This is a genomic window from Sinorhizobium saheli, assembly GCF_001651875.1.
Taxonomy (GTDB): domain Bacteria; phylum Pseudomonadota; class Alphaproteobacteria; order Rhizobiales; family Rhizobiaceae; genus Sinorhizobium; species Sinorhizobium saheli.
On record NZ_LNQB01000076.1, the window covers coordinates 102,862 to 128,919 of the forward strand.

General features: G+C 64.1%; 21 protein-coding genes and 1 pseudogene. 13 read left to right on the top strand and 9 right to left on the bottom strand.

The genetic code is table 11. The annotated features are described in order from the left end of the window. The first annotated feature begins 66 nt into the window (after nucleotides 1-66). The 7 genes from ATB98_RS17670 (at nucleotide 67) to ATB98_RS17700 (ending at nucleotide 7,740) form a co-directional block, all read left to right on the top strand. Nucleotides 67-807 carry a response regulator gene (locus ATB98_RS17670; protein WP_066875798.1) on the top strand — a complete coding sequence of 247 codons (741 nt, stop codon included), beginning with the start codon at nucleotides 67-69 and terminating at the stop codon, nucleotides 805-807. Further along, complete coding sequence (locus ATB98_RS17675) at nucleotides 804-2,873, top strand: sensor histidine kinase (protein WP_066875799.1); 2,070 nt, start codon at nucleotides 804-806, stop codon at nucleotides 2,871-2,873. The genes ATB98_RS17670 and ATB98_RS17675 overlap by 4 nt, the downstream gene beginning before the upstream one ends. Before the next feature lie 199 nt (nucleotides 2,874-3,072). Continuing rightward, nucleotides 3,073-4,374 (top strand): sn-glycerol-3-phosphate ABC transporter substrate-binding protein UgpB, encoded by a 1,302-nt coding sequence (gene ugpB / locus ATB98_RS17680; RefSeq protein ID WP_066875800.1) that lies wholly within the window; start codon nucleotides 3,073-3,075, stop codon nucleotides 4,372-4,374. 65 nt (nucleotides 4,375-4,439) lie between these two features. Next, on the top strand, nucleotides 4,440-5,321 hold the full coding sequence (gene ugpA / locus ATB98_RS17685; RefSeq protein ID WP_066875801.1) for a sn-glycerol-3-phosphate ABC transporter permease UgpA: 882 nt from the start codon (nucleotides 4,440-4,442) through the stop codon (nucleotides 5,319-5,321). 9 nt (nucleotides 5,322-5,330) lie between these two features. Next, the gene (gene ugpE / locus ATB98_RS17690; RefSeq protein WP_066875802.1) at nucleotides 5,331-6,179 is read left to right on the top strand and encodes a sn-glycerol-3-phosphate ABC transporter permease UgpE; all 849 of its coding nucleotides are present in this window, start codon (nucleotides 5,331-5,333) and stop codon (nucleotides 6,177-6,179) included. Next, on the top strand, nucleotides 6,179-7,228 hold the full coding sequence (locus ATB98_RS17695) for a sn-glycerol-3-phosphate import ATP-binding protein UgpC (protein ID WP_066875803.1): 1,050 nt from the start codon (nucleotides 6,179-6,181) through the stop codon (nucleotides 7,226-7,228). Before ugpE ends, ATB98_RS17695 begins: the two co-directional genes overlap by 1 nt. A gap of 143 nt (nucleotides 7,229-7,371) precedes the next feature. Next, on the top strand, nucleotides 7,372-7,740 hold the full coding sequence (locus ATB98_RS17700; RefSeq protein ID WP_327197922.1) for a low affinity iron permease family protein: 369 nt from the start codon (nucleotides 7,372-7,374) through the stop codon (nucleotides 7,738-7,740). A 70-nt stretch (nucleotides 7,741-7,810) separates the two neighbouring features. Here the strand turns inward: ATB98_RS17700 and ATB98_RS17705 are convergent, their stop codons facing one another. Both ATB98_RS17705 and ATB98_RS30450 read right to left on the bottom strand, forming a co-directional pair. Continuing rightward, entirely contained in the window at nucleotides 7,811-8,212 is a 402-nt protein-coding gene (locus ATB98_RS17705; RefSeq protein ID WP_066875805.1) for a hypothetical protein, read from the bottom strand. Between the two features lie 136 nt (nucleotides 8,213-8,348). Further along, a pseudogene (locus tag ATB98_RS30450) lies at nucleotides 8,349-11,709 on the bottom strand (M10 family metallopeptidase C-terminal domain-containing protein). Between the two features lie 529 nt (nucleotides 11,710-12,238). Here ATB98_RS30450 and ATB98_RS17715 point away from each other — a divergent pair. The 4 genes from ATB98_RS17715 (at nucleotide 12,239) to ATB98_RS17730 (ending at nucleotide 16,586) form a co-directional block, all read left to right on the top strand. Then, entirely contained in the window at nucleotides 12,239-13,699 is a 1,461-nt protein-coding gene (locus ATB98_RS17715) for an ABC transporter substrate-binding protein (RefSeq protein ID WP_066875806.1), read from the top strand. Nucleotides 13,700-13,760: 61 nt separating this feature from the next. Next, entirely contained in the window at nucleotides 13,761-14,789 is a 1,029-nt protein-coding gene (locus tag ATB98_RS17720) for an ABC transporter ATP-binding protein (RefSeq protein ID WP_066875807.1), read from the top strand. A 3-nt stretch (nucleotides 14,790-14,792) separates the two neighbouring features. Next, nucleotides 14,793-15,734 carry a carbohydrate ABC transporter permease gene (locus ATB98_RS17725; RefSeq protein WP_066875808.1) on the top strand — a complete coding sequence of 314 codons (942 nt, stop codon included), beginning with the start codon at nucleotides 14,793-14,795 and terminating at the stop codon, nucleotides 15,732-15,734. Between the two features lie 3 nt (nucleotides 15,735-15,737). After that, the gene (locus tag ATB98_RS17730) at nucleotides 15,738-16,586 is read left to right on the top strand and encodes a carbohydrate ABC transporter permease (protein WP_234781932.1); all 849 of its coding nucleotides are present in this window, start codon (nucleotides 15,738-15,740) and stop codon (nucleotides 16,584-16,586) included. 303 nt (nucleotides 16,587-16,889) lie between these two features. Here the strand turns inward: ATB98_RS17730 and ATB98_RS17735 are convergent, their stop codons facing one another. From ATB98_RS17735 to ATB98_RS17765, 7 genes are all read right to left on the bottom strand, one after another. Then, on the bottom strand, nucleotides 16,890-17,357 hold the full coding sequence (locus ATB98_RS17735; RefSeq protein ID WP_066875810.1) for a hypothetical protein: 468 nt from the start codon (nucleotides 17,355-17,357) through the stop codon (nucleotides 16,890-16,892). Nucleotides 17,358-17,489: 132 nt separating this feature from the next. Further along, entirely contained in the window at nucleotides 17,490-19,121 is a 1,632-nt protein-coding gene (locus ATB98_RS17740; protein ID WP_066875811.1) for an FGGY-family carbohydrate kinase, read from the bottom strand. Between the two features lie 2 nt (nucleotides 19,122-19,123). Next, nucleotides 19,124-19,852: an SDR family oxidoreductase gene (locus ATB98_RS17745; protein ID WP_066875812.1), complete on the bottom strand. Its 729-nt coding sequence runs from the start codon at nucleotides 19,850-19,852 to the stop codon at nucleotides 19,124-19,126. 77 nt (nucleotides 19,853-19,929) lie between these two features. Further along, on the bottom strand, nucleotides 19,930-21,195 hold the full coding sequence (locus tag ATB98_RS17750; protein WP_066875813.1) for a sugar ABC transporter permease: 1,266 nt from the start codon (nucleotides 21,193-21,195) through the stop codon (nucleotides 19,930-19,932). Next, nucleotides 21,192-22,007 (bottom strand): ATP-binding cassette domain-containing protein, encoded by an 816-nt coding sequence (locus tag ATB98_RS17755; RefSeq protein WP_066875814.1) that lies wholly within the window; start codon nucleotides 22,005-22,007, stop codon nucleotides 21,192-21,194. The genes ATB98_RS17750 and ATB98_RS17755 overlap by 4 nt, the downstream gene beginning before the upstream one ends. An 81-nt stretch (nucleotides 22,008-22,088) precedes the next feature. Further along, on the bottom strand, nucleotides 22,089-23,138 hold the full coding sequence (locus ATB98_RS17760; protein ID WP_066875815.1) for an ABC transporter substrate-binding protein: 1,050 nt from the start codon (nucleotides 23,136-23,138) through the stop codon (nucleotides 22,089-22,091). A 342-nt stretch (nucleotides 23,139-23,480) separates the two neighbouring features. Beyond that, nucleotides 23,481-24,590, bottom strand: a complete 1,110-nt coding sequence (locus ATB98_RS17765) for a LacI family DNA-binding transcriptional regulator (protein ID WP_066875816.1) — start codon at nucleotides 24,588-24,590, stop codon at nucleotides 23,481-23,483. Nucleotides 24,591-24,897: 307 nt separating this feature from the next. Here ATB98_RS17765 and ATB98_RS17770 point away from each other — a divergent pair, with 307 nt between their 5' ends. Together ATB98_RS17770 and ATB98_RS17775 are read left to right on the top strand one after the other, a co-directional pair. Beyond that, nucleotides 24,898-25,203 (top strand): hypothetical protein, encoded by a 306-nt coding sequence (locus ATB98_RS17770; RefSeq protein WP_066875817.1) that lies wholly within the window; start codon nucleotides 24,898-24,900, stop codon nucleotides 25,201-25,203. Nucleotides 25,204-25,415: 212 nt separating this feature from the next. Further along, nucleotides 25,416-25,721, top strand: coding sequence for a hypothetical protein (locus tag ATB98_RS17775; RefSeq protein WP_066875818.1), 306 nt, complete (start codon nucleotides 25,416-25,418; stop codon nucleotides 25,719-25,721). Nucleotides 25,722-26,058 lie beyond the last annotated feature (337 nt).

The following is a 26,058-nucleotide window of genomic DNA, read 5'->3' on the forward strand; positions in this document are numbered from 1 at the left end:
GCATAACCAGCAAGGCTTTGAACATTCGCCGTGGCATGCCTATGATGGCCCCGGGAGGACTGCAGCGTGTTGACGGAGAAGGTGAGGATTCTGATCGTCGAGGACGATGCGGACATGGCGGAGCTTATCTCCGACCTGGTCGAAGCCGAGGGTTGGCTCCCGGTGAGCGCTCCATCGGCGGAGCATGCATCCGAAATCCTGGCACGGGAAACGGTCCACCTGGTGCTGGTCGACCACAACCTGCCGGGAACATCCGGCCGCGCCTTTGCCCAGCGGCTGCGCGCCCAGGCCAATATCGGGATCATAATGGTCACGGCCGCCGGAAGCGCGACGGACCGCGTGCTGGGGCTCGAGACGGCCGCCGACGATTACGTCGTCAAACCCTTCGAGCCGATCGAACTGACGGCGCGCATAAAGGCGGTACTGCGTCGTACCATTCCATCGCTGAGGCAGGAAAAGGAAGCCGAACGCGACCAGCAGGCCGCGTCGCTCCGCCTCGGCGACTGGGCGGTCGATCTCAAGGCCCGCAGCGCCGTCTGCCTCGCCGATCGCAGTCGGACGCTGACTGCGGCCGAATTCGCGCTCCTCGAAATTCTCGCCGAGCAGCCCAACACGCCCGTCAGCCGCGCCCAGATCCTCGATCGCCTGGGCGCCGAAAGCGAACGCTATATCGACCGCAACGTCGACGTACTGGTGCTGCGCCTGAGGCGCAAGATCGAGCGCAACCCCGACCTGCCGCGCCACATCCAGACACGCCGCGGCAAGGGCTACGTCCTGCACACCGACGAAGTCGAGCCGATTTCGTGATCAGCCGGCCGTTCCTGTCCTCGATCGCCTTCCGTCTGCCGTTTGCGATCGTCTTCATCTGCTTTCTGGTCTTCAGCCTGGCCGTCATCGCCATCTACGGATTGCAGAAAGCCCGCAATGAGATGGCCGCCTATGGCACCCATGCCTTCACGAGCCTCGCCAAGGCGTCGCTGGTGTCGAGGCACGTCTCGGACCTCGTCGCCAGTGCCCCGTTGCTGATGAACGCGACCTCGCCCTATCGCGTGGCGAGCGAAAGCCGCGCCGTCGTCGCGCAGGTCGACAACCTCTTGAGGACGATCAAACCGCAGGCGAGCGCAGCCGTCGTCGCGAATTTCCCCAGCGAAGAAATGCTGGACCTGCTCGGCGATGTCCGCACCCGCACGCTCGTGCTCGCCGGCGATGCCGAATCCGCCCAGCAGCACAAGGCTGCAGCCGCGGCGGCGATCGGCGAGATCGCGACCAGCCAAACGGTGGGGAATGCGGCCCTGCGCCAGAGGTTGAATGCCATCGTCCAGTCCGCATCGAATTCGGACAGCCTCTTCCAGCTCGGGGAGTTGCGCCGGCGCTACGTCGCCGAGGCCACGTTCAACACCATTCCGAGGGCGGAGCTTCGGCCCTATGAGCGCGTCTTCGAGGCGCAGACGCGATACCTCCTCGAGATGTTCGCGGTCCGGGGCTCAGTCACGCGCCTGCATTCCGCCTCGCGCGATCTCTCGCATGCGACGGAGGCGCAGAGCGACGCCATCGCCCGCAGCCTCAACGAGGACCTTGCCTCCGCCTCCGATGCGCTCAGTCGCCTGCTGCTCACGGTCGCCGCCGCCTCGCTCCTCGTGCTCTTGATGGCGATTGTCTCGATACGCTCGGTGATGCGGGTCTCCGGCGGTATCGTCGCCTTGTCGAACGGCATGAACGACCTCGCAAAGGGCGAGAGCGACGTCCGGCCGCCCGTCTATGCCGGCAGCGAGACGGAGCTCGTGCGGCTGCTCCAGGCATTCAAGGCCTTCAAGGACAGCGTCGACCGCGTTTCCCGTTTACGGCGCACCGCCGAGGCCGCGGCACGCACCATTCGCTCCACCTTCCGCAACATGAACGAAGGCATTGCGCTCTTCGACGCGACCGGGCGGCCGATCACCATGAACCGCCGCGTCATCGAACTGGTCGGCCAGTCGGGCGCGGCTCGAAGGCTGCCCTTGAGACGGTTCGTGGAATGCGTGCCGGAGATCGACGCGTCGCTTCTGCCCTGCGGCGGCGACCCGGGAACGCTTGCCGATCGCATGGTGCTGCGGCATCGCTCCGAGGCGCGCCGCGTCGTCGAAATTTCGCTGTCGCGCCAGCCGGACGGCGGCATCGTGCTGCTTGCCCGCGACGTGACCGACATGGATCGCCAGGAGGCGGACGCGGCAAAGGCGCAGCGTCTCGACGGCATCATGCGCATGACGCATCAGGTGAGCCACGAGGTCGGCAACATGATCGGCATCATAACCGGCAGTCTCGGTCTCCTGGAGCGGGAGACGGGCTACAACGAACGCCAGAAGAGGCATATCGCCCGCATCCGCAAGGCGGCCGATCGTGGCCGGGCGCTTGCGTCCAGCATGCTCTCCGTCGGCAGCCAGCATCCGCTCAACCCCACGCCGGTGGATGTGGCGGCCGTCCTTCGCGGCATGGCCGACGTCCTGGAAATCGCCGTCGGGCCGAAATGCAAGATCGGCCTTCAACTCGATCCGGACCTCCCGGCGGTGTCGCTCGACGCCGCGCTGTTCGAGCAGTCCATTCTCAACCTTTGTCTCAATGCCGCCGCCGCCATGCCCAGCGGCGGGGTCATCTCCATCAAGGCGGCATCCGGTCCCGGCACAGTCTCCGTCGCGGTTTCCGACACCGGCATCGGCATGGCGCCCGAAGCCGTCGATAAAGCCTTCGAGCCCTACTTCACCACGCGCGGCGAGGAAGGCGGAGCGGGCCTCGGGCTCGCGATGGTCTACGGCTTCATCCGGCAAAGCGGCGGCGAGGCGCGAATAGAATCTTCCGTGGGCGCCGGCACGACCGTCACCCTCGAGCTTGCGACGTGAGCCGAACGGCCATGGCTTTGCGGCAGCACGCGAAAACGGCTCTCGACTTGAGGCGGCCGGACGCTATGTTTGATCCGCGGTGGTGTACGCGTTCCGATACCACTTTTAGGAGGAAGGCCCGGCCAGCCACAGGAGAGGCGGCAGGGTGTCTGCGCGCCGGACCGGCAAGGCAAGGTTGCGCACAAGGGAGGAGATTTCCATGCGATTGATTACCGCATCCACGATGGTCGCCGCCATTCTTGGCGCCGTCGCGTCGCAGGCCGAGGCTGCCACGGAATTGCAATGGTGGCATGCGATGACCGGCGCCAACAACGAGATGGTCGAGGCACTTGCCAAGGAATTCAACGAGAGCCAGAGCAACTACAAGATCGTGCCGGTGTTCAAGGGCACCTATCCGGAAACGTTGAACGCCGGCATCGCCGCCTTCCGGTCGAAGCAGCCGCCGGCGATCATCCAGGTCTTCGATGCCGGCAGCGGCACGATGATGGCGGCCGAGGGCGCGATCGTGCCGGCCGTGGAGGTGCTCGACAAGGCCGGCTACAGTTTCGACAAGTCGCAATACCTGCCGGGAATCGTTGCCTATTATTCGAAGCCGGACGGGACGATGCTGTCCTTCCCCTACAACTCCTCCTCGCCGATCCTCTACTACAACAAGGACGCCTTCAAGAAAGCGGGGCTCGATGTCGACAACCCGCCCAAGACATGGCCGGAAGTCTTCGAGGCGGCGAAGAATGTCAAGGAGAGCGGGGCGGCGCCCTGCGGGATGACCTCGACCTGGTTGACCTGGATTCAAACGGAAAACTTCGCCGCCTGGAACAACGTGCCCTACGGCACCAATGAAAACGGCCTCGCCGGTCCGGACGTCGAGCTCAAGATCAATGCGCCGGTCTATGTGGAGCATTTCCAGGCGATCGCGGACCTCGCCAAGGACGGCGTGTTCCGCTACGGCGGGCGGACGTCGGAAGCCAAGCAGCTCTTCACCTCCGGAGAATGCGCGATCATGACGGAATCGTCGGGCGGTCTCGGCGACATCGTCAAGAGCGGCATCAACTACGGCATCGGCCAGCTCCCCTACTATGAAGGCCACGGGCCGCAGAACACGATCCCCGGCGGCGCGAGCCTCTGGGTCTTCGGCGGCAAGTCCGACGAGGAGTACAAGGGCGTCGCCGAGTTCTTCAATTTCCTCTCTCAGACGAAGATCCAGGCCAAGCTGCACCAGGTGTCCGGCTATCTGCCGGTGACGATGGCCGCCTATGAGGAAACCAAGAAATCCGGCTTCTACGAGAAGAACCCCGGCCGGGAAACGCCGATCCTGCAGATGATGGGCAAGGCGCCGACCGAGAATTCGAAGGGCGTCCGCCTCGTCAACCTGCCGCAGGTACGCGACATCCTCAATGAGGAGTTCGAGGCGATGCTGGCGGGCCAGCAGGATGCCAAGGCGGCTCTCGACAAGGCCGTCGAACGCGCCAACGCCGCAATCGCGGCGGCAATCAGCAACTGATCGATCAAGGCTGCCGCCCGCGGTTCGAAGACCGCGGGCGGCAGCCGTTGCTTCTGGAGATTGCAGTGCAGCGCGTCATTTTCCCGCACAAGGTCCTGCCCTACATCCTCGTCGCCCCGCAGATAGTGCTCACGCTGGTCTTCTTCTTCTGGCCGGCGAGCCAGGCGCTCTACCAGTCCGTCATGCGCGAAGACCCCTTCGGGCTGAAGAGCGGCTTCGTCGGGCTTGCCAACTTCAGCGCGGTGCTTTCGGATCCGAACTATCTCAACTCGCTGAAGGTCACGATCGTCTTCAGCCTGCTGACGGCGCTTTTATCGATGGGAGCGGCCCTGCTTCTGGCGACGGCCGCCGACCGGGTCGTGCGCGGCCAGACCTTCTATCGGACCTTGCTGATCTGGCCCTATGCGGTCGCGCCGGCCGTTGCCGGCATGTTGTGGCTCTTCATGTTCAGTCCGGCCATGGGGACCTTCGCCTATCTCCTTCGGCGCAACGGCTTTCACTGGGACCCGCTGCTCAACGGCAACCACGCCATGATGCTGATCGTCATCGCCGCCGCCTGGAAGCAGATCAGCTACAATTTCCTCTTCTTCGTTGCCGGCCTCCAGGCCATCCCCAAATCCTTGATCGAAGCGGCCGCGATCGACGGCGCCCGCGGCACCAGGCGCTTCTGGACGATCGTCTTTCCATTGCTCGCGCCGACGACGTTCTTCCTCCTGGTGGTCAACACCGTCTATGCCTTTTTCGACACCTTCGGCATCATCCATTCGGTGACCGGCGGCGGCCCGGCAAAGGCAACGGAAACGCTCGTCTACAAGGTCTACAATGACGGCTTCGTCAATCTGAACCTCGGCTCGTCTGCCGCGCAGTCGGTCGTCCTGATGGCGATCGTCGTCGCCCTCACGGCCTTCCAGTTCCGCTTCGTGGAACGTCGCGTCCATTACGGGTGAGGTCCGCCGATGATCGAGAAACGCCCCATCTCCAATCTGATCGGTCACCTGATGCTGATCATCGGCATCCTCATCGTGGTCTTTCCGATCTATTACACCTTCGTCGCTTCGAGCATGACCTCGACCGAGATCGTCCGTCCGCCGATGCCGCTCGCCCCCGGCGAGCGGCTGGCCGACAATTATGCCGAATCGCTCTCGGGCGGCGTCCAGCGCATGGTCGGCGTCAGCCTGGAGCGGCTGCTGTTCAACACCTTCGTCGTGGCGATCGCGATTGCCATCGGCAAGATCGTCATTTCCTTCCTGTCCGCCTTCGCGATCGTCTTCTTCCGTTTTCCGCTGCGCATGGCGTTCTTCTGGATGATCTTCATCACCCTGATGCTGCCGGTGGAGGTGCGGATCTTGCCGACCTACAAGGTGATCGTCGATCTCGGGCTGATCGACACCTATGCCGGCCTCACGCTGCCGCTGATGGCCTCGGCAACGGCGACCTTTCTCTTCCGGCAGTTTTTCCTGACGATCCCGGGCGAGCTCGTCGAGGCGGCCCGCATCGACAGCGCCGGACCGTTCCGCTTCATGCGGGATATCCTGCTGCCGCTGTCGCGGACCAATATCGCGGCGCTCTTCGTGATCCTCTTCATCTACGGCTGGACGCAGTATCTCTGGCCCCTCCTCGTCACGAATGACAGCCGGATGAACACGATCATCATAGGCCTGAGGAAAATGGTGGATTTCACCGATGCCTCGACGCCCTGGAACTACGTCATGGTCACGGCCATCCTCGCCATCATCCCGCCGGTCGTCGTCGTGGTCCTGATGCAGCGCTGGCTCGTCAAAGGCCTGGTTGAAACGGAGAAATAATGGCAACGATCACTCTCAAGGACGTCCGCAAGACCTATCACGGCAATATCGACGCCATTCGAGGCGTGTCGCTGGCCATCGCCGACGGCGAGTTCATCGTCCTCGTCGGGCCGTCCGGCTGCGGAAAATCGACGCTGCTCAGAATGATCGCCGGGCTCGAAAGCATCACATCCGGGGAAATCGCGATCGGCGAGCGTGTCGTCAACGGCTTGGAGCCATCCGAGCGTGACATCGCCATGGTCTTCCAGAACTACGCGCTCTATCCGCACATGACGGTCCGCCAGAACCTTGCCTATGGACTGAAAAACCGCAACACGCCCAAGGACGAGATCGAGCGGCGGATAGCCAAGGCCGCGAAATCGCTGGAGATCGAGGCCTACCTCGACCGCAAGCCTCGGCAGCTCTCCGGCGGCCAGCGCCAGCGCGTTGCCATGGGCCGCGCCATCGTGCGCGAGCCCGCGGCATTCCTGTTCGACGAACCGCTCTCCAATCTCGACGCCAAGCTCCGGGTTCAGATGCGCGTCGAAATCAAGCGCCTGCAGCGGGCGCTCGCCACCACGAGCGTCTATGTCACCCACGACCAGCTGGAAGCCATGACGCTGGCGGACCGCCTCGTCGTCCTCAACGGCGGCAGGATCGAACAGGTGGGCACGCCGATCGAGCTTTACGAAAGACCCGCAACGGCCTTCGTGGCGACCTTCATCGGCTCTCCCTCGATGAACCTGCTCCAGGCGTCCGACGGCCCTGCCGGCTGGTCGGCCCCCGCGGCCGTGATCGAACGCCGGGGACTTGCGACACTCGGAATCCGGCCGGAAGACATCAGTCTTGGCGACGGCGCGGCCAGCGCAGACCAGTTCAGAGCCGCCGTGCGTGTGGGCGCCATCGAACTCGTAGGTGCCGAGAGCTATGTGCACGGCACGCTGGCAAGCGGCGAGCCACTGGTTTTCCGGGTTCCCGGCCGCTCGCGCATGGCCGTTGACGCAGAGGTCGACGTCGTCGCCAGCCCGCAAGACCTGCACTGCTTCGACGAGCACGGCCGGCGGCTGTAGAAGGGTCTCTCCACAACACCGCGGCCATAGTGCTACAGCGCCGCACGTCTTGTCAGGCGCGCAAAGGTCGCTGTAGCGCTTTGAATTGCTGCATGTCTTTGTCCTTCAATCGAGGTCGATTAAAGGAGACATGCAGTAGCGGGGTGATTGGAACACGTCGCCGGGCCGTGCGTTTCCGTGCCATGTCCGAGAGCACGATTGGCCGACACCTCACCGACCTTGGAACCCTGACCTCCCGCCCCTGGGCGTTCCTGATCGTCATCCTCTATGGCGGTCTCTGGCTGTTGTTATGGCCGGAAAGCCTGGACGCCCATGGCGTCGTGACGCTGATCGTCTGGGCCATGACCCTCTTCATCCAGAGGGCCCAGCACCGCGACACGCAGGCTCTTCATGCCAAGCTCGACGAATTGCTGCGCGTAGAAGACGAGGCGCGCAACGAGCTGATGCGGATCGACCAGGAAGAGCCTGAACGGATCGAGGAACATCGAGCGGCCGGCGGCGATCCGGGCTGAATCCATCGTCCTGTCACCCGTTGCGACCGGGCAGGCATTCATGGTGATTCCGCCTGACTGCAAGAATGCTCTAATAGATAACCTTGTTGAGCGTGACGTAGACCGGCCGATCCGCCTCGAACCGCGCGCTTCCGCGCGCGATCAGCCATCCATCGGCACGCTCGAGGCGGGCGACGATCCGCAGCCTTCGCGAGGCAATCCTGTCGGCAGGCGGAGACAAGGAGAAGGCGATCGCGTTCGACCCGCCGTCGCTTCCGATGCGCGTTTCCGTGGCGCGACGGCGCGCATGGTCACGAACGGCAGGATCCTCGAGATAAATCTCGAGCCGGCCCTCGGGAATCGCGGCGCCCCCCTCGAAGGTGACCGTGCCGCGAATGTCGGTCGGTTGCGCAGCGACCGTTCCGGCGACCGCGGCGACCGCCGCGGCTCCGACGGTCATCAACACTCTGCGGCGGTCGGTCGGGCGCTTCATCGCACACTCTCCATGGTCAGCCCGTCAGATTCCTGCGGGTGGCGACAGTGGAGCTGAGCTTCTGGCTCGCCAGAGAAATCAACTGCAACTGTCTCGTGCGGTGGGGCGCCCGAAAGCGCCCCACCTCGAGGTCGGGTCAGATGATAATGAAGTCGGCCGCCGAAAGCCTCAGATTTGTGCCGAGCTGCGCAAACTGAACGGCTGCAACGTCTCCGCCGCCATCGGCGTCATAGGACAGGATGCCGCTATCGGTATCGTAGATGATGCGGTCGTCGGCGTCATGAGCGACGCCCGCCGCACTCCCGTAGAACGCGCCCAGGGCGAGCGCGCCGTCGGCACCGACCTCCTCGAAGATGAGGTTGTCCAGAAGGATCGTGTCGTCGATGACCCTGAAGTCCCTGATCCAGTCGACATTGCCGTTGCCAAGCTCGGTCGAGAAGCGGAAGCTGTCCTCGCCCTCGCCGCCGGTGAGCATGTCGGCCGCCAGGCCGCCATCCAGCAGATCGCTGCCTGCGCCGCCGTTGAGCGTGTCGGACCCGGCAACGCCCGGCTGGGCCGGCGCAGGCGGGAATTCGACCGATACGTTCAGCTCATAGGTGGAGCCTTGCGGCACGGCCTCGGCCCAGCCATCTCCCGGCGCCGTCGGCGACCAGCTGCCCTCCAGGATGTAATAGGTGCCGGACTCCTCTGCGACGAATACCAGGCTCGAATCCCGGCTGCTTGCGGAGCCGGGATCGCCGCCGCCGTCATCGTTCTGGGCGACGATATTGCCGTCGCTGTCGAGCAGCCTGACCCAGCTGTCGTGGACATTCGGATCGGCAATTCCGTCAATGTCGATCGTAATGACCGTGCCGGCCGCAAGCTCGATCTTGTAATATCCGCCCTGGCCGTTTCCGGTGGCGTTGACGGTCGTGTGAAGGACCGTCGTCGAATCGAAGATGTCGGGGTCGCTGGCGAGGGAAAAGTTGTTGGAGATGTCGAAGGCGTCGGCGATCGAGTTGTTCGTCGCGTCCGGTCCGAGCGTCGCATAGCCGGTTCCGATCCCCGGGCGTGGCGGCGCGTCGCCCTGATAGGCGAAATCCCCGAGCAGGGTGTCATCGCCGCCGCCGCCGTCGATCCTGTCGTCGCCGCCCTGGCCCGTCAGGACATTGGCCGAGCCGTTGCCGGTCAGCCGGTCATTGAAACCCGAACCTGCAAGATTCTCGATGGAGACATAGCTGTCGCCGCCGGACCTGCCGCCGGTGAGACTGAGTTTGACGCCGCGCGTTGCGTCGGCGTAATCCGCCGTGTCGCTGCCGGCGCCGCCGTTCAATCGGTCGGCCCCGATGCCACCGGTGAGCGTGTCGTCGCCGGCGCCGCCGGAGAGAACATTGGCAAGCGCGTTGCCGATCAGATGGTCGTCAAAGGACGAGCCGACGGCAATTCTCGAAGCCCGCAAGCATATCGTGCCGGATCGCGGCACCCCGGCCGACGATCTGCACCGGACCGTCGCCGTCGCCACCGCTGGCCGTGCCGTTGGCAAGGTCGATCGTCACGCCGCCGGGGCTGCCCGCATAGACGACCGTGTCGATACCGGAGCCACCGTCCAGATAGTCTTGGCCGGCGCCGCCGATGATCGTGTCGTTGCCGCCTTCGCCATAGAGGATGTCGCCATCTCTGCCGCCATCCAGGATGTCATTGCCGTCGCCGCCATTGAAGTAGTCGCCGCCGCCCTGGCCCCAGAAATGGTTTGCGGCGGCCGTGCCGATGAAGCGGTCGATGCGGTCATCGGAACCGATCAGGTTTTCGATGCTGTAGAACGTGTCACCCGACGCGGTGCCGCCGCTGGCGACGTTGGTGGCGAGGTTGACGAGCAGCTGGAAGGGGCTCTCCCTGCTGAAATCGACCGTGTCGACCCCTGCGCCGCCCCTGAATATATCGATTCCGTCCTGGCCGCTCAGCGTGTCGTCGCCGTCGCCCCCGTCGAGGATATCGTTGCCCTGGCCGCCAAGAATGGTGTCGTTGCCATCGCCGCCGTAGAGCGTGTCGTTGCCGTCGTCGCTTTCGGTCTGGTCCTCCAGGTCCTCCACGTCGATCGTGTTGTTGATGTCGCGGCTCGCGAGCGAGTCGCGGCCGCCGATGATCAGGTCGTCACCGCCCTGGCCGAAGATCGTGTCGTCGCCGGCGCCGCCGTCAAGCGTGTCGTTTCCATCGCTGCCGAAGATGATGCTCGCCATCGTGTTGTCGCCAGCGCTGGGCGAGGTCTCGCCGCCGCCGACGCCCGGCTCGCTCGTCGCTTCGTCGGCGTAGATGATGTTTTCGACGTTGGCGATCTTCCTGATCTTCAGGTGCCTCGACAGGAGGATGACCGTGTCGTTGCCGCCGTTCGCCTCCTCGCGAACGATGTCGTCCCATGAATCAACGAAATAGACGTCGTCGCCGCCGTTGCCGGCCATGCGGTCGCCGCCGCCGCGGCCGTCGAGCGTGTTGTCGCCGTCGTTGCCGATCAGGATATCGTCGAACCTGCTGCCGATGCCGGTCTCGACGTAATAGTCGGTCTGATCGGCGTTGTGTCCGGCGAAGATCGACACGTTGTTGCTGTGACCGTTGACGCTGGAGAACTGCCCGGCACGCAGGTCGAGGATCGTGCCGGCCGTCGAGCCGGAGAAGTCGATCGTGTCGGTTCCGCCGGTGTCATGGATCACGAAGCCGATGTCATGCTGCATGCCCGAGGAGGTGAGCTGGTAGCCATACTGCGTGCTCCCGAAGCCGTAGAGATTGTCGCCGGTATTGAGGTCGATGTGCTGATAGGTGCGCACGCCGTTCTCGTCGACGGTGGAGAAGAAGCGGCGAATGACGGCCTCGATGTCGGCCATCAGCGGCGTCGATGCGGACCAGCGGGTTGGTTCGCCGACGTCGATCCCATCGAAATAGGACATGACGCTGTATTGCTGGCGATCATAGGTCCAGGTCGCATTGTTCAGATAGTTGATCTGCACGCCGCCGGGACCGCTGTAATTGTAGAGGCCGGGATGATTGAGCCCGAATTCATGGCCGAACTCGTGGATGAAGGAATCGAAGACATAGCCGCCGATATCGGTCTTGTTCGGTTCCGTGTCGTGGAAGCGCTGGCCGATGCTGACATAGCGATTGCTCGAATAGGCGCTGCCATCGTCCTCCTCGCCGAGTTCGGGGCTGACGACCTCCATCCAGTCCGTGGTGCTGTCGAAGGGCGCATCGTCGACGATCTCGAATTTCAGCGGCGTGACGGACGCCCACATCTCGAGGGCGCCGATCGCGGCGGCCTTGTACTCGGGATGGTCGTTGAGCTCATAGACGTTGATCCTCAGCGTTCCCGCGGCGATCTCCGGCGTCAGGCTGCGGGGCAATGCCCCGAGATAGTCGAGAAAGGACTCGTAATCCTCGCTCTTGCCGTAAGGGTTGTCGGGCGTCTGATCATTGACCCACCATTCGTCGCTGGTCTGGTTTGACTCGCTGGTCTGGCTAGGATGCGGCATCGTGACGTTCCCTCTCTGAGGATTGTGCGCAGTTACGGCCATGCCGTTCTGCAGCTGCCGATTTTCCACCACAGGCACCCGCGTGCCTGTCCGCCCCGTCCCCCGCCCGGATAATGTTATTGCAACTTTTGATTTGTCATCCCTAGAATGGCGGGGGTGTGATCGATGGCTCCGGCGGAACGAATGGCGCGTTTCAGCGCTTTCACGACATTCGGGAGCCGGCGCGCGGCAACTCCGCACCACACAGGCGAGGACTTCAATAGTGTGTGATCGTATGGTTGTTGGCGGCAGCAGGCGTACCGCCGGTGTCACTTTGCGTGTACTCTAGCTCAGTTCCCAAAGGGTTCGTCGGGCAACGCGTGGGCGACGGCACTTCGGAACGTGCGATCCGCGTCGGTGGCAAGCTGCACGCCCTATAACCTTCCATCGATGGCCATGGGTGCCTCGGTGGCGTGCAAATAGAAACGCGGGATTTCTGCATTCCAGTAATACGTCGCTCACGACGGGGCTCGAGTCGAGGAGGACGATCATGACCAGAACAAAACATGAACATAACCGCAGGCCGGGAAAAGGCGGTGACATCAGCCGCAGAAGCTTCCTCGCTGCAGGCGGTGCGCTCGGCGTAGCCGCTGCGGTCGGCCCCTGGGTCATCACCAGGGCCAGGGCGCAGGAGAAGACCCTCAAAATACTCCAATGGAGCCATTTCGTGCCGTCATACGACACCTGGTTCGATGCCTTTGCCAAGAAGTGGGGAGAGGAAAACGGCATTCAGGTGAGCGTGGATCACATCAACATCGCCGACCTTGCTGCCACCACCGCGTCCGAGATCTCGGCAAGCTCCGGCCACGACCTGATCGAACTGGGGCCGGAAGCCGCGCAATTCGAACCCAGCCTGATGGACATGGAGGACATCAACCAGGAGATGGCCGGCAAGTACGGCAAGCCTTTCCGCGTTTCCGAACGGGTCAGCTACAACCCGGTGACGAAGAAGCACTACGCCTTCTGCCACGGATGGACGATCGACCCCGGCGATTACCGGAAATCGCTGTGGGAGAAGGCCGGCATGCCGGACGGACCGACGACCTGGGAGGACCTTCTTACCGTCGGGGCGAAGATCAAGAGCGAACAGGGCGTGCAGGTCGGCATCGGCCTGTCGCAGGAGATCGATTCCAACATGGCCGCACGGGCCATCTTGTGGTCGTTCGACACGGCGCTGCAGGACGAGAACGGCGCCATCGTTCTTGACCAGGGCGAGTACCTGAAACGGTCCGTCGAGGCCGTGAAGTACATGAAGTCCCTTTACGAGCAGGCGCTGACGCCCGAGGTCTTCGCCTGGAACGCGGCCTCCAACAACCAGGCGCTGATCGCCGGCCGCGCCTCCTACATTCTGAACTCGATTTCGGCCTACCGCTCGGCCCAGGAATCCCGACCCGACATCGCCAAGGACATCTTCTTCACGCCGCCGCTGAAGGGACCGGGGGGGACGGGATGGGGCAATGTCCACGTCCTGTACAACTACGTGGTGCCCGGCTTCGCCAAGGATCGTGCCGACACGGCCAAGCAGTTCATCGCCTACCTGGTCGAAAACTACGACGAGGCCATGTACCAGAGCAAGCTCTACAACTCGCCGAGCTTCCCGGATGCGCCGGTCGCCGCCGGCCAGCGCAGCTATGCCGCCGTTTCTGGCGCCAAGACCGTGAACGATCTCACCGGCGCGTGGTTCGAAAACGATCCCTTCAAGATGGCGGACGAGCCCGAAGGCAAGCTCAGGGCGCTGAAGTCTGCAGCCGATTGGACCACCAACCTCGGCCATCCCGGTTACGCGAACCCGGCCGTCGGCGAAGTCTTCAGCACCTTCGTGATCCCGAACATGATGGCGAATGTTGCGCAAGGAAAAGTCGAGCCGGAAGAGGCGGTGAAGACCGCCGCGGACCAGATCAGGAAAGTGTTCGACGCGTGGCGCAAACGCGGGCTGGTCCAAGGCGGCTGACGACGAGGGGCCGGGTGGGGAATCCGCCCCTGTCAGCTTTAGCGCAACAGGAGAAAGGGCATTGGCTACTCTCGAGACGCGCGACCTTCATATCCACTTCGGCAGCGTCAGGGCGGTGGACGGCGTCGACCTCGACGTGAAGGACGGCGAATTCATCGTCCTGCTTGGTGCGTCCGGCTCCGGCAAGACCACGTTGATGCGGACGATCGCGGGGTTGGAAAAGCCGACTTCGGGGGAGGTCTACATAGGCGGACGGCTCGCGAACCGCCTGCCTCCCAAGACCCGCAACATCGCCATGGTCTTCCAGAGCTATGCGCTTTACCCCCACAAGTCGGCCTACAAGAACATCGCCTTTCCGCTCGAGGCCTTGCGCATGCCGGCCGACAAGATCCGCGCCCGCGTCACATGGGCGGCCGACCTGTTGGGCATCGCCCACCTGCTTGACCGCAGGCCGCGGGCGCTTTCCGGAGGCGAGCGCCAGCGGGTCGCCCTGGCGCGGGCGCTGGTGCGCCAGCCGGCGATCTTTCTGATGGACGAGCCGCTGTCCAATCTCGACGCCAAGCTGCGGCATACGGCACGCCGCGAATTGAAGCGACTGCACCGCGAGACCGGGGTGACCACCATCTACGTCACGCACGACCAGGTGGAAGCCATGGGACTCGGCGAGCGCGTCGCGGTCATGAACGGCGGACGCATCGAGCAGATCGGCGAGCCTTTGGACATCTACCGCAATCCGGTCAACACCTTCGTGGCGCAGTTCATGGGCTCGCCGCCCATGAACCTTGTTCTGCGCAACGGAACGCTGATCGGTTTCCACGCCGAGGATTTTTTCCCGCTCGGCCGGGGGCCAGCTTCCGAGGATAGGGAGCAGATGACGTTCCGGGTGGTCCAGGTGGAGGAGCTCGGCAACGAAGTGCTGGTGTACGGCTATGTCGGCGAGGACGAGAGGGATGAGCCGCCGGAGGTTCTCGCCACGCTTCCCACCGGGCTCGTCAAGGGGCACATCGACGAAGGAAGCGCCTACACCTTCGAGGTGCCGCGCCATGCCATACGCCGGTTCGATCCGGCCACCGGCCTCAGGAAGGACTGAACGATGGCAGCGGAAGCCCTGGAGGAATATGGGACGGCGCGGCGGCTGTTGGACTCCGACAGGCTGCTCGCCGGCGCCTTGATCGCCCCCGCGATCATTTACATCGCGGCGCTGATGGGCGTGCCCTTGGTGCTTTCCATCTATTACAGCTTCAGCGACCTGACGACCGGCGGCACCGCCGCCACCTTCGTGGGACTGGCGAATTTCCGGGCATTGATCGGCGACCCGATCTTCCTGCGGACGCTGTTCAACACCTTTCTGGTTTCCGGCATGACGCTGCTGATCGTACTGGTGCTCGGCACGATCCAGGCGGAACTGCTGATACGGCCATTCCGCGGCAAGTGGCTGGTGCGCTTCCTCATCCTGTTGCCGTGGACCGCGCCGGTCTCGCTCAGCGTCATCGGCTGGCTGTGGATGCTCGATTCCATCTTCAGCCCGATCGACTGGTTTCTCCGCCAGGCAAGCCTCCTCGGACATCCGGGGGCATTGCTCGGCCCGGCCACCAACCTCTATTGGCTGGGCAGCGGCAATCTGCCCATGGCCTCCATCATTCTCGTGAATGTCTGGCGCATCCTGCCGCTCGGCACGGTGATCGTGCTTGCCGGGCTCAATTCCATTCCGCAAGAAATCCAGGAGCAGGCGCTCGTTGACGGGGCCGGCTATTTCCGACGCCTGTTCCAGGTCATCTTGCCGATGATGCTGCCGATCTTCGGCATCGCCGTTCTGTTCACCTTCATCTTCACATTCGCCGACATGGTGGTGATCTACATTCTCACCCGCGGGGGCCCCGCCAATTCCACCCACGTGCTGACGACGCTGGCGTTCTTCACGGGGGTACAGGGCGGGTCGCTCGGCCAGGGGGCGGCGATCGCCCTTTTCATGTTCCCGGTGCTGGCGGCATTGTCCGCCGGTATCCTGGTGCTCATTCGCCGGCGGGAGGTGTGAGCCGTGGAAGTCCGAACCGGCATGAAGCAGGCGGGCTGGCGAACGGCGACCTATGCGGGGATCGGGCTCTTCACCCTGTTTTCGGCCATGCCCTTCTATGTGATGCTGATCACCGCCTTCAAGCGCGAGTCGGACCTCTACGACCCTGAGAACAATCCGTTCTGGTTCACCGAGCCGCCGACCATGGCCAATCTGGACCTGCTGTTCGGGAGCACCAAGTTCCTGACCTGGCTCGTCAACTCCTTTGTCGTCGGTGCGCTGGTCGTCGTCATCACGCTGGTTCTGGTCATTCCCGCCGCCTACAGCCTCGCCCGGCTCGCCGGCCGCTGGGGCGAGACGCTCGGCATAGGCATCTTTCTCACCTATCTGGTTCCGCCGACACTCCTGTTCCTGCCCTTTGCCAAGGTGATGGCCGCCCTCGATCTGCAGAACTCCGTCTGGGCGCTGATCGTCGCCTATCCGACCTTCACCGTGCCGTTCTGCACCTGGCTCATGCTCGGCTTCTTCAAGGCGGTGCCGAGGGACATCGAGGAGCAGGCGATGATCGATGGATACGGCCGGCTCGGAGCGTTCGTCCACGCGGTGCTGCCGCTCGCCACGCCGGGGATCCTGACCGTCATCGTCTTCGCTTTCACCCTGTCCACCAGCGAGTTCATCTATGCACTGGCCTTCGTGCAGAACTCGGTGGAAAAGACGGTGAGCATCGGCGTGCCCACCGAACTGGTGCGGGGCGACGTGTTCCGCTGGGGATCGCTTCTGGCCGGCGCACTCGTTGCGAGCATCCCGGTTTCGATCCTCTATACCCTGTTCATAGACCAGTTCGTCGCGGGGCTGACGGCGCTCGCCAAGTGAGGCCGCCGGGTGACGGGCCCGACCCGGAACGGGCCGGGTCATGCGGAGGCTTGCCGCGACTGCGAACGTTGCAACGCCCTTCGATTTCCCCCTTCGCAATGGAAATTCCTTCCGAGGCGCGGGTCATCCTCCCGGTCATTTGAAAAATTGCACCTGCCCTCGGTTCGCAGGCGGAACCTTGTCGCGGGCGGCCGGTTCGGAGCGCTGCGCATCGTGCGCGCGAACAAGAAGGACAACGCAGATGAAATGCAATTATCTTCTGGTCACCGCCATCTCGCTGGCAATGACATCCGCCGCCGTCGCTCAAAGCAGTTCCGGTTCGACATCGGGCGGGACATCCGGCTCCGCATCCGGCACGACCTCCGCCGCTCCTTCCGGGGGAAGCGCCGGGACGCCCGGGATGATGGAGATGAACGAAGCGCAAAGGAGCACTGTGTCGAATTGGCCGGAGCCGATCCGCAACGCCCTCTTCTCCGACGCCTCCGGCTCGACCTTGCGCAGCCAGGATGAAATCAAGGCGAACTGGTCAAAGCTCACGGCCGAGCAGCAAAACCAGGTCAAGCAGGATTGCAACACGATGCAAACCGCGTCGGCAGGCGGAACCGCGGGCGCGTCAGGCGGCGCAAGCGGTTCGACCACGGCACCCAAGGTTTCGGGCGAAACGACTGCAAGCACGACCACCGGGTCGACGTCATCCGGCACGACGGCCGGCACCTCGGGCGGCTCCTCCGCCACCGGCGGTACCATGACGGTCGCGCAGCTCTGCACCATGGTTAACTCGATGTAGGCCTGACCAGCCGTATCGCGGGCGCCGGCGCTCTCGCGATACGGCTTCTTCCCTGGGGCAATGCTGCTCACCGACCCTGGGGAGCGCATCAGTCACGTTGCCGTCGGCAGGAAGCTCTAGTCCCGAGAGGATAGCTCCCGCAAACGGCGACCGGTCGACTGCAACAGCTCAAACCCCTCGAACCGCTTGGCGTGATAGGTGGCGACATCCCCGCCCTTCGGCGTGTAAATCTCGCCCACGCCCGACATGCCTGCCATTGCTGCCTCGAGGTCGGGATGCAATCGGCTTGCCACGGCGGCAAGCATCGCCGCGCCCAGGAGCACTGGCTCATCGGTCGCCGGGGCTGCTACCTTCAGGCCCGTTGCATCGGCGAGAAGCTGCCTGACGACAGGGCTTTGACCCGCGCCGCCGCTGACGACGATGGTATCCACGGTGACGCCCTTTGCCTTCTGGGCTTCGACGATCTGCCGCAATCCGCAGCCGAGCCCGCAAATGCCGGCGACGTAGAGCCGGACAAGCGACTCGATGGACCGGTCCATGCTGAGGCCGGCAATCAGCGCCTTTGCCTCCGGATCGGCGAATGGCGCCCGGTTGCCGAGGAATTCCGGCACGACGTGCAGTTCGTCGGCAAGGATTGCGAGGTCCCGGTGGTCGGCGGCCATCGCGCGGGCGCGGTCGGCGAGCCATTGTGCGAGGCCCGTTCCCGCTGCCTCCGCCAGCCGCGCCGCGTCCGCAGAGGCCGGATGCAGCGACAGGAGATGGTCGATCGCAGCACCAGCCGCCGACTGGCCGGCCTCGTTCAGCCAGAGCCCCGGCACCATGGCGGAATAATAGGGCCCCCAGACGCCGGGCACGAAGGCTGGGGCATGCGTGGAGGTCATGGTGCAGGCGGATGTGCCGAAGACATAGGCCATCCGCGTCGTCGCCGACCCGCCGTCCGTTTCGCCCTTCCAGCCGACGGTGCCGACGCCGCCGGCGTGGGCATCGATCAGACCCGCCGCGACGGGCACGCCCGCCGGCAGCCCGAGCTCGGAGGCGGCCCGCGGCGTCAGGCCCGACCCCAATGCCGTTCCGGCATCGACGACATGGCTGCCGATGCGCGCGAAATCGTCGTCCGCGAGCTCCGCAAGGCCGATCGTCCGGAAATAGCTCTCATCCCACCGCCGCTCGTGGCCGAGATAGGTCCATTTGCATGTCACCGTGCAGATCGACCGGTCGAGGCAGTCGGTCGCCCGCCAGGTGAGAAAATCCGTGAGGTCGAAGAAGTGCTCCGCCGCGTTGAACGTCTCGGGCCGGTTTTCCTTGAGCCAGAGCAGTTTCGGCGTCTCCATCTCCGGCGAGATGCGGTCTCCGACATAACGCAGGACATCATGGCCGGTGGCGTTGATCCGGTTCGCCTGCCCGAGTGCGCGGTGGTCCATCCAGACGATGATGTTGCGGTCGGGATGGCCCGGATCGCCGACGGGCAACGGTTTCCCCTCGGCGCCGATCACCACCAGCGAGCATGTGGCATCCATGCCGATGCCGGCAATGGCGTTCGTGTCGACGCCCGAATTGGCGACGGCGCGGCGCACGCTGGCGCATACGGCCTGCCAGATGTCTTCCGAGGATTGCTCGTAAAGGTCCGGCCCGTCGCTGAAGAGGGCGATGTCCTCTTTGGCAGCGGCAAGCAGCCTGCCCGCGTTGTCGAACACCCCGGCCCGGGCGCTGCCGGTCCCGACATCGATGCCGATCAGATAGCGGTCCATGGCTAGAGGTCCACGGTCAAGGGCAGGATCACGAGGTCACGGACGGTGACCGTGCGCGGTCGGCTGAGCATGAAGAGGACGGCGTCGGCGACCTCCTTCGGCTGCATCAGGCTGCCGTTGGCAAGCGCTTCGTCCATCTTCGCCTTGGGCCAATCGTCGAGGAGGGCCGTCAGCACCGGGCCCGGCGCGACGGCGCCGACGCGGATGCCGTGCGGGGCGACCTGGCGCCGGAGCGTATGGACGAAGGCCTGCACCGCGAATTTCGAGGCGGTGTAGATCGGTTCCCAGACGACCGGCACGATCCCGGCAATGGAGCTGGTCAGGATGATGTCGCCGCTTTTCCTGTCGATCATGTGCGGCAGCACTGCGCGAACGGAGCGGAAGGCCGCGTTGATGTTGAGATTGAGCATGCGGTCCCAGGCATCCGGATCGCCCGTCGCAACCTCGCCGCCGACATAGGCCCCCGCATTGGCGTGGAAAATGTCGAGGCCTCCTACCTTCTCCAGGATCCGTTCGGCCATGCCGTCGACCGCCCGGGGCTCCATCAGGTCGATCACCAGCGGGATCGCCTTCGGTCCGAGTTCGGCTGAGAGTTCGTTGAGCCGGTCCTCCGCCCGGTCGATCAACACGACCGTCGCATCCGCGGCGATGAGCGCGCGGGCACATTCCAGGCCGATGCCGGAGGCGGCGCCGGTGATGGCCGCGACCTTGCCTTTCAGTTCGTCGTTCATGTTCGAAATCCTCGTTCGTTTGTCGCTTACAGCGCCGTGGTCCCAATTTCCGGGCCGATGCGCCAGAGCGGGATGCGCTAGGCGCGGCCGTGGGAGACGCGGCTTTGCCGGGCAAGGCTGTCGACGATGACGGCGATGGCGAGAACCGCGCCGGTGATCATGTAACGCAGCGACGACGACAGGTTGAGCAGCGTCAGGCCGTTGGCGATGGACTGGATGACAATGATGCCGAGCAGTGCCGACCAGGCCGAGCCGCGGCCGCCGAAGAGGCTGGTGCCGCCTATGACGGCCGCCGCAATGGCGTTGAGGTTCACATCGCCCGTGCCCGCCTGCTGGCTTGCCGAGGCAAGCCGCGCGGCGGAGAGGACGCCGCTAAGCGAGGCAAAGAACGAGCAGAGCATGAAGGCACTCAGATAGATCCGCGTGACGTTTATGCCGGACCGGCGAGCCGCCTCGGCGTTACCGCCGACCGCCTTCATGGAGCGTCCCCATTTCGTGCGGACGAAGGCATAGTTCATGATGACGACCAGGAGCACGAACAGGCCGAACATCCACGGCACGCCCCGGCCCTGGTTGAGGTAGAAGGCTGCCACTTCGAAGCCGACGGTTGCGACGGCCGCCCGAAGGACGAGGCCGTTGACGGACCTCGAGGACAGGTTGGCGGCCTGTCTTTTCCTGCGGGTCCTCATCCCCATCACGAGGAGTGCGATGCCGGGCAGGAGCGCGAGCGTATGGGACAGCCAGGCCGGCATGATCATCAGCTGACCGAAATTGACGATGGCCGAACCATAGGGCAGGTTGATCGAGCCGGTCGAGCCGAGCATGTAGAGCTGCAGCCCGAGAAGGGCGAGGAGGCCCGCGAGCGTGGAGACGAAGCTCGGCATGCCGAGATGCGTGCGCAGGAGCGCATAGGCCGCCCCGATGGCGATCCCGAGCGCAAGCGCGCCGCCGACGGCGATCGGCAGGGGAACACCCATGTTGACCCAGAGGACCCCGATGAAGGCCGAGGCGACCCCGCTCATCGAACCGACCGAAAGATCGATCTCGCCGAGCATCAGCACGCAGACGATGCCGAGCGATATCACGCCGACGGTCGAGCAGTCGAAGAGAAGGTTCACGAGGTTGTTCGGCGACAGGAAGATCGGATTGAGCGACGTGAACACCGTCCAGATGACGACGAGCCCGACGATCACCGGCAATGATCCGAGGTCGCCCGAACGCACGCGATCGATAAAGGCGCTGACGGTGCCGCCGATGCCCTCGGCATGCTTGAGCCGGGCGTCGGCGCGGTCGAGTTGAGGTGTCCGCATGGTCGGATTTCCCGAATTCTGTTGAGTGCTCATGGCCGCGCTCCTTCGCTGGCGGCGCTCGGCGACAGCCGGCTTGCCCGGCGCGAAACCGCATTGTCGGCAGCGCCGGTGATCGCTCCGACCAGTTCCTGGTTCGAGGCGTCCGGGGTGAACACCCCGTTGTTGCGCCCGAGCCTGAGGACGACGATGCGGTCGGCGACCGCCCGCACGTCCTCCATGTTGTGCGAGATCATGATGACCCCGAGACCCTTGTCGCGGACGCGTTCGACGAGGTTCAGGACCTCGGCGGTCTGCGCGACGCCGAGCGCTGCGGTCGGTTCGTCGAGCATGATGATCTTCGGTTCGAGAAGCAGGGACCGGGCGATCGCCACCGTCTGGCGCTGGCCGCCGGAAAGCGAGGCGACCGGCTCGCGCACGCTCGGGATGCGGGCCGCAAGCTCGTTCAGGAGCTCCCAGGACCGGACTTCCATGGCGACCTCGTCGAGATGCCAGGCGTTTTTTTCCTGGCCCAGGAAGATATTGGCCACCACATCGAGATTTTCGCAGAGTGCGAGATCCTGGAACACGGTGGCGATGCCGAGTTTCAGCGCATCGGCAGGCCCGCTCATGGTGACCGGCTGCCCCTCGAAGAGGATCGTGCCGGAGCTCGGCTGATGGACGCCCGCGAGGATCTTGACGAGCGTCGATTTGCCGGCGCCGTTGTCGCCGACAAGCGCCACGATCTCGCCCGGATGGATGTCGAGCTCGATGTCGGTCAAGGCCGAGACTGCGCCGAAATTCTTCGACACGCCCTTGAGGCTGAGGATCGCCCCGGTCTTTTCCGGATTGGTAGAGTGCTCGGTCATGACACCGCGACTCCCTTTATTCTTGCCTGTTCTGTCCGGTCGCCCGGTCAAGGATGGACCGGGCGACCGTCTCGGGAGGGTTTACTTGATGCCGAGTTCGGCGCAGCCCTCGGCATAGCGGCCGGTGCAGAGTTCCGCTGCCGTCTGGATGCCCTTGTCGATGATCTCCGCCTTGAGGTTCTCACGCGTCACGACGGCCGGGACGAAGAGTTCCGACGGGGTGTTGTAGAGCGTGGTCTTTGCCTCCGGCGTTTCACCATTCATGAGCTGGACGGCGACCTTGGCCGCGGCGGCGGCAACGATCTCGGAGGGTTTGGAGATCGTGTTGTACTGGTCGCCGGCGATGATCAGCTGCAGCGCCGCAATCGTCGCATCGTTGCCGGTCACGGGCGGGACCGGGTTGACGCCAGCTGCCTTGAAGGCGGCGATTGCGCCACCGGCGGTCCCGTCATTGGCGGCAACCACGCCAACGATCTGGTCGCCGAAGCGGGTGATCTGTCCGCTTGCCCATTCCTGTGCCTTCGGCGGCGCCCAGTCCGGCGTGTCGAATTCGGCCAGCGTCTTGTACTTGCTGGTCGCGATGCCGGCGTGAATGCCGTCGCGGATCAGGCCTGCGGCCGCGTCCGTTGGCGAGCCGTTGATTTCGAGCACGCCGCCCTTGTCCGTCGGCACTCCCTTTTCCTCCAGATGACGCATCAGGGATTCGGCGATCGCCTTGCCGATGCCCTCATTGTCGAACGAGACATAGTAGTCTGCCGGCTTGTCCGGGATCGGACGGTCGTAGGCGATGACTTTCACGCCCTGGCTCTGGGCAAGCGCCACGAGAGAGGCCGCGGCGCTGGAGTCGACCGGATCGAGCACGACGACCTTGGCGCCCTGCGCGATGACCGAGTTGAATTGCTGCTGCTGCCGGGCGACGTCGGCATCCGCATTCTGGTAGATGACCTGGCAGTCGGGGCAGAGCTTCTCCATCGCCGCCTTGAAGCCCGGGAAATCGTGTTCCTCATAGCGGGTCGAGGCCTGGTCGGGCATCAGGAAGGCGACCGTTCCGGATGCCTGGGCAAATGCGGCGCCGCTCATCAGCGTCGATGCCACCACCGCGCCGGCGAGTTTCATTGTCGTTCGAGTCATTTCAGTTCCTCCGTTTGAAACAGGAGCGACGGATCGCTCAAAGAGTGTTGGTTTCCTGAAAGACCGCTGTTAAAGAATTGGACAGGCGTGATCGGCCTCGCCGCACGCTCCGGGCTTCGCGCCGCTGCAACGGCCTGATTGCTTACCCGGGTCGAGGGCGACTGTTGAGATCGGCGACCGTCAGTTCAGGCGGGCCATTTCAGGACGATTGTGCTTCGCGCGGGGCGGCGCCAGGCGCGCGCGCGCCCCGCGTGTCTGTTTTCCGTTTTTATCTCCTTCATTCCTCCCTGTTTTGCGGCATGCGCCGCTTTCTTGATCTCGCCGGTTTTGTCCGGCGTTGGGTCAGTGAATGTCCTGGCCTTGTCCGGAAGCGGCCAGCACGCGTTCGCCCGCCAACGCCCCAGCCTCGGCGTCGCCTCCGACCGGATCGGGCTTCCGGCTGCCGAGGTCGCGGACCGAATCCCGCACGACGAGGCTGGCCTTGAGGACCGAGGGCTCGACGGCTGCTTCCGTGCCCTTGTCCATCCTCAGCTCAAGTCGTTTCCATGCCGTCTCGGCGATCCGGTCCACCGGCTGGCGGATCGCCGTCAGCCCGGTATTGCGCGCCGCCATCCAGGCATAATCGTCAAAGGCGACGATCGAGGTCTTGTCGGGAATGGCGATGCGGTGTTCGGCAAGAGCCGAGAGCACGCTCAGCGTCGTTACGTTGGTGAGCGCGATGACGGCGCCCGGCGGCGCATTGCGCTCCATCCAGTCGGAGAAGGTCTTGGCGCCCATCTCCATGTTGGAACCGAGCTTGAGCGTGACGGGGCGCACGCCGGTACGCTCTGCGATCAGGCTGGCAGCCCCTTCGGCGCGCTCGAAGATCGGCGGAAAATCCAGGTCTGAGACTGCAATCACGATATCGCGGTGGCCATGTTCCAGAAGATGGCTGGCGGCAACCTCACCGGCTTCCCGGTTGTCGATGGTCACCGTGTCGGCGATTGCCCCCTCGCTTGCCACGCGGTCGACGAGCACCATGGGAAGCGTCTTTTCGATCTCGATGAGCTCTGCCGGAATGGAACTCGAGCACGGGACGGCGATCAAGCCCGCCGGCCTCCAGGACAGAAGCGCCTTCAAGCGCGACGATTCCACCGACGGGTCGTCATGGGAACTCGCGACGATGACGTCGTAACCCTCCTGGAAGGCCTGGGTCTCCAGCCGGGAGACGATCGTCGCAAAAAAGGTGTCGGTCAGATCCGGAACCAGGACCGCGATGATGCGTGTGCGCCCGGAGCGCAGTTGAGAGGCGGCGCGGTCGATGCGATAGCCGAGATGCTCCGCTGCTGCGAGAACGCTCTTCCGCAGTTCGTCGTTCACCGGTTTGCGGCCGCTGAAGACGTTTGAAACCGTCGCAGTGGATACGCCCGCATAAGCGGCGACCTCCCGGATTGACGGTTTTTTCGCGGCCATGGGACAGCGCCTCCCGATCGCTGTTAAACGATTAACAGTTAAACGTTTAACACCGAGTGCGACCCGTTTGCAAGTGGCGAATTTGGATTTTGAACATCTCGGGCAGCAACTGGCCGATTTGACCGCCGCCCTGACCTGCGCGGAGACAACCCATCTTTGCACAAGTCGAACTGGTCGCCACCCCTGACTTAACCAGCCGTGGCGGCGCGGCCGATCGATCGACAGGCAGCGGTCGCGCAAGGTTTCAGTTGACCGTTTTCGACGACAAGGCGACACTTGCGGCCGGGAGCAAGGCAGGAGGAAAACGATGGCCGAACCAGACCGCTGGCGCCAGATGGCAAGCGCGCCGAGAGACGGCAGTCGAATCCTCGTCACGATCCGCCCATCCGAACAGGGGCCGGCAGAGGTCGATCTCGCCTACTGGTCGCATGGCGATCAGTTCGGCCCGGAAGGCTGGCGCGCCGCCGATTCTGCACCCGGCCGCATCATCGAATATGCCGAGCCGGAGTTGAAGTGCTGGATGCCGATGCCCTCGGCCAATCTCAACCGCACCTCCATGCCCTCGCCCTGGGAAGGCGAAAACGACCGGGAGCTCGACGGGTCGGGGATCTGAGTACAGGCGCGCGGCACGGCGACCGATCGGCTACCCGCAGATGAATCTGCGCAAAACCCTTACCTATCTACGGTAGCAGTTCGCGAAGAAATGTGCGACCCAGTTCCCGCAACCATCGAGGGATAACGCCACAACCACGGTTGCACGCCCGGTCGCCGCCGTCGAGGACTGCGCGCCGACCCGGGTGCCGAAGAATGCAAGGGAGGAGACTCATGGACCGTTCAACCGTTTCCCGGGAGACGCTGGCAGAAGGGTCTGGCCCTCGATCCGGCATCACCACGGCCCGCAGCGAGGGCGCTGATTTTCGCATTCAGAGAGCGGCCGACCTCATGTGGGAAGTCTCGGCCTTGTCCGACCGCGCAGCGAGATGGGTCCGAGCGAACTACCAACCGGTGTCTCCCTCGGATGGGGATGTCATCCGAACGGATCTCGTCGGGGCGAACCGGTTCATGGGCAAGGCGCGGACGCAAGGATTTCGGATCGAATATATCGGCCCGCATGGCGTGAACCTCTTCTAGCCGGGGACCCGCGCCATTTCCGGCGACAGTTGATTGCGACGGCGACGTCATCCTGGCGGCGGGAAGGACTTTAGGCCTCCGCCCCGGATCGTGAACCCCAGTGACAAAACCGGTCTCAACGTAAGCGTGCGCAAGCCATGGTTTTTTCTACGTTTCTCGCCTTTTTGGCACTGCACAAATCCCATATCCGCGGATCCGGCGATGCTGCGCACAGCCCTTTTTCCCCGGCGCGACAAGCCTCGACAAGACATGCGGCCGGGCAGGAAAGCGGAGCAGAACGCAAGAAAACTTCTACGTGTATGTTGCAATGCGGTAGAATCTTGTTAACGTGTGCGCG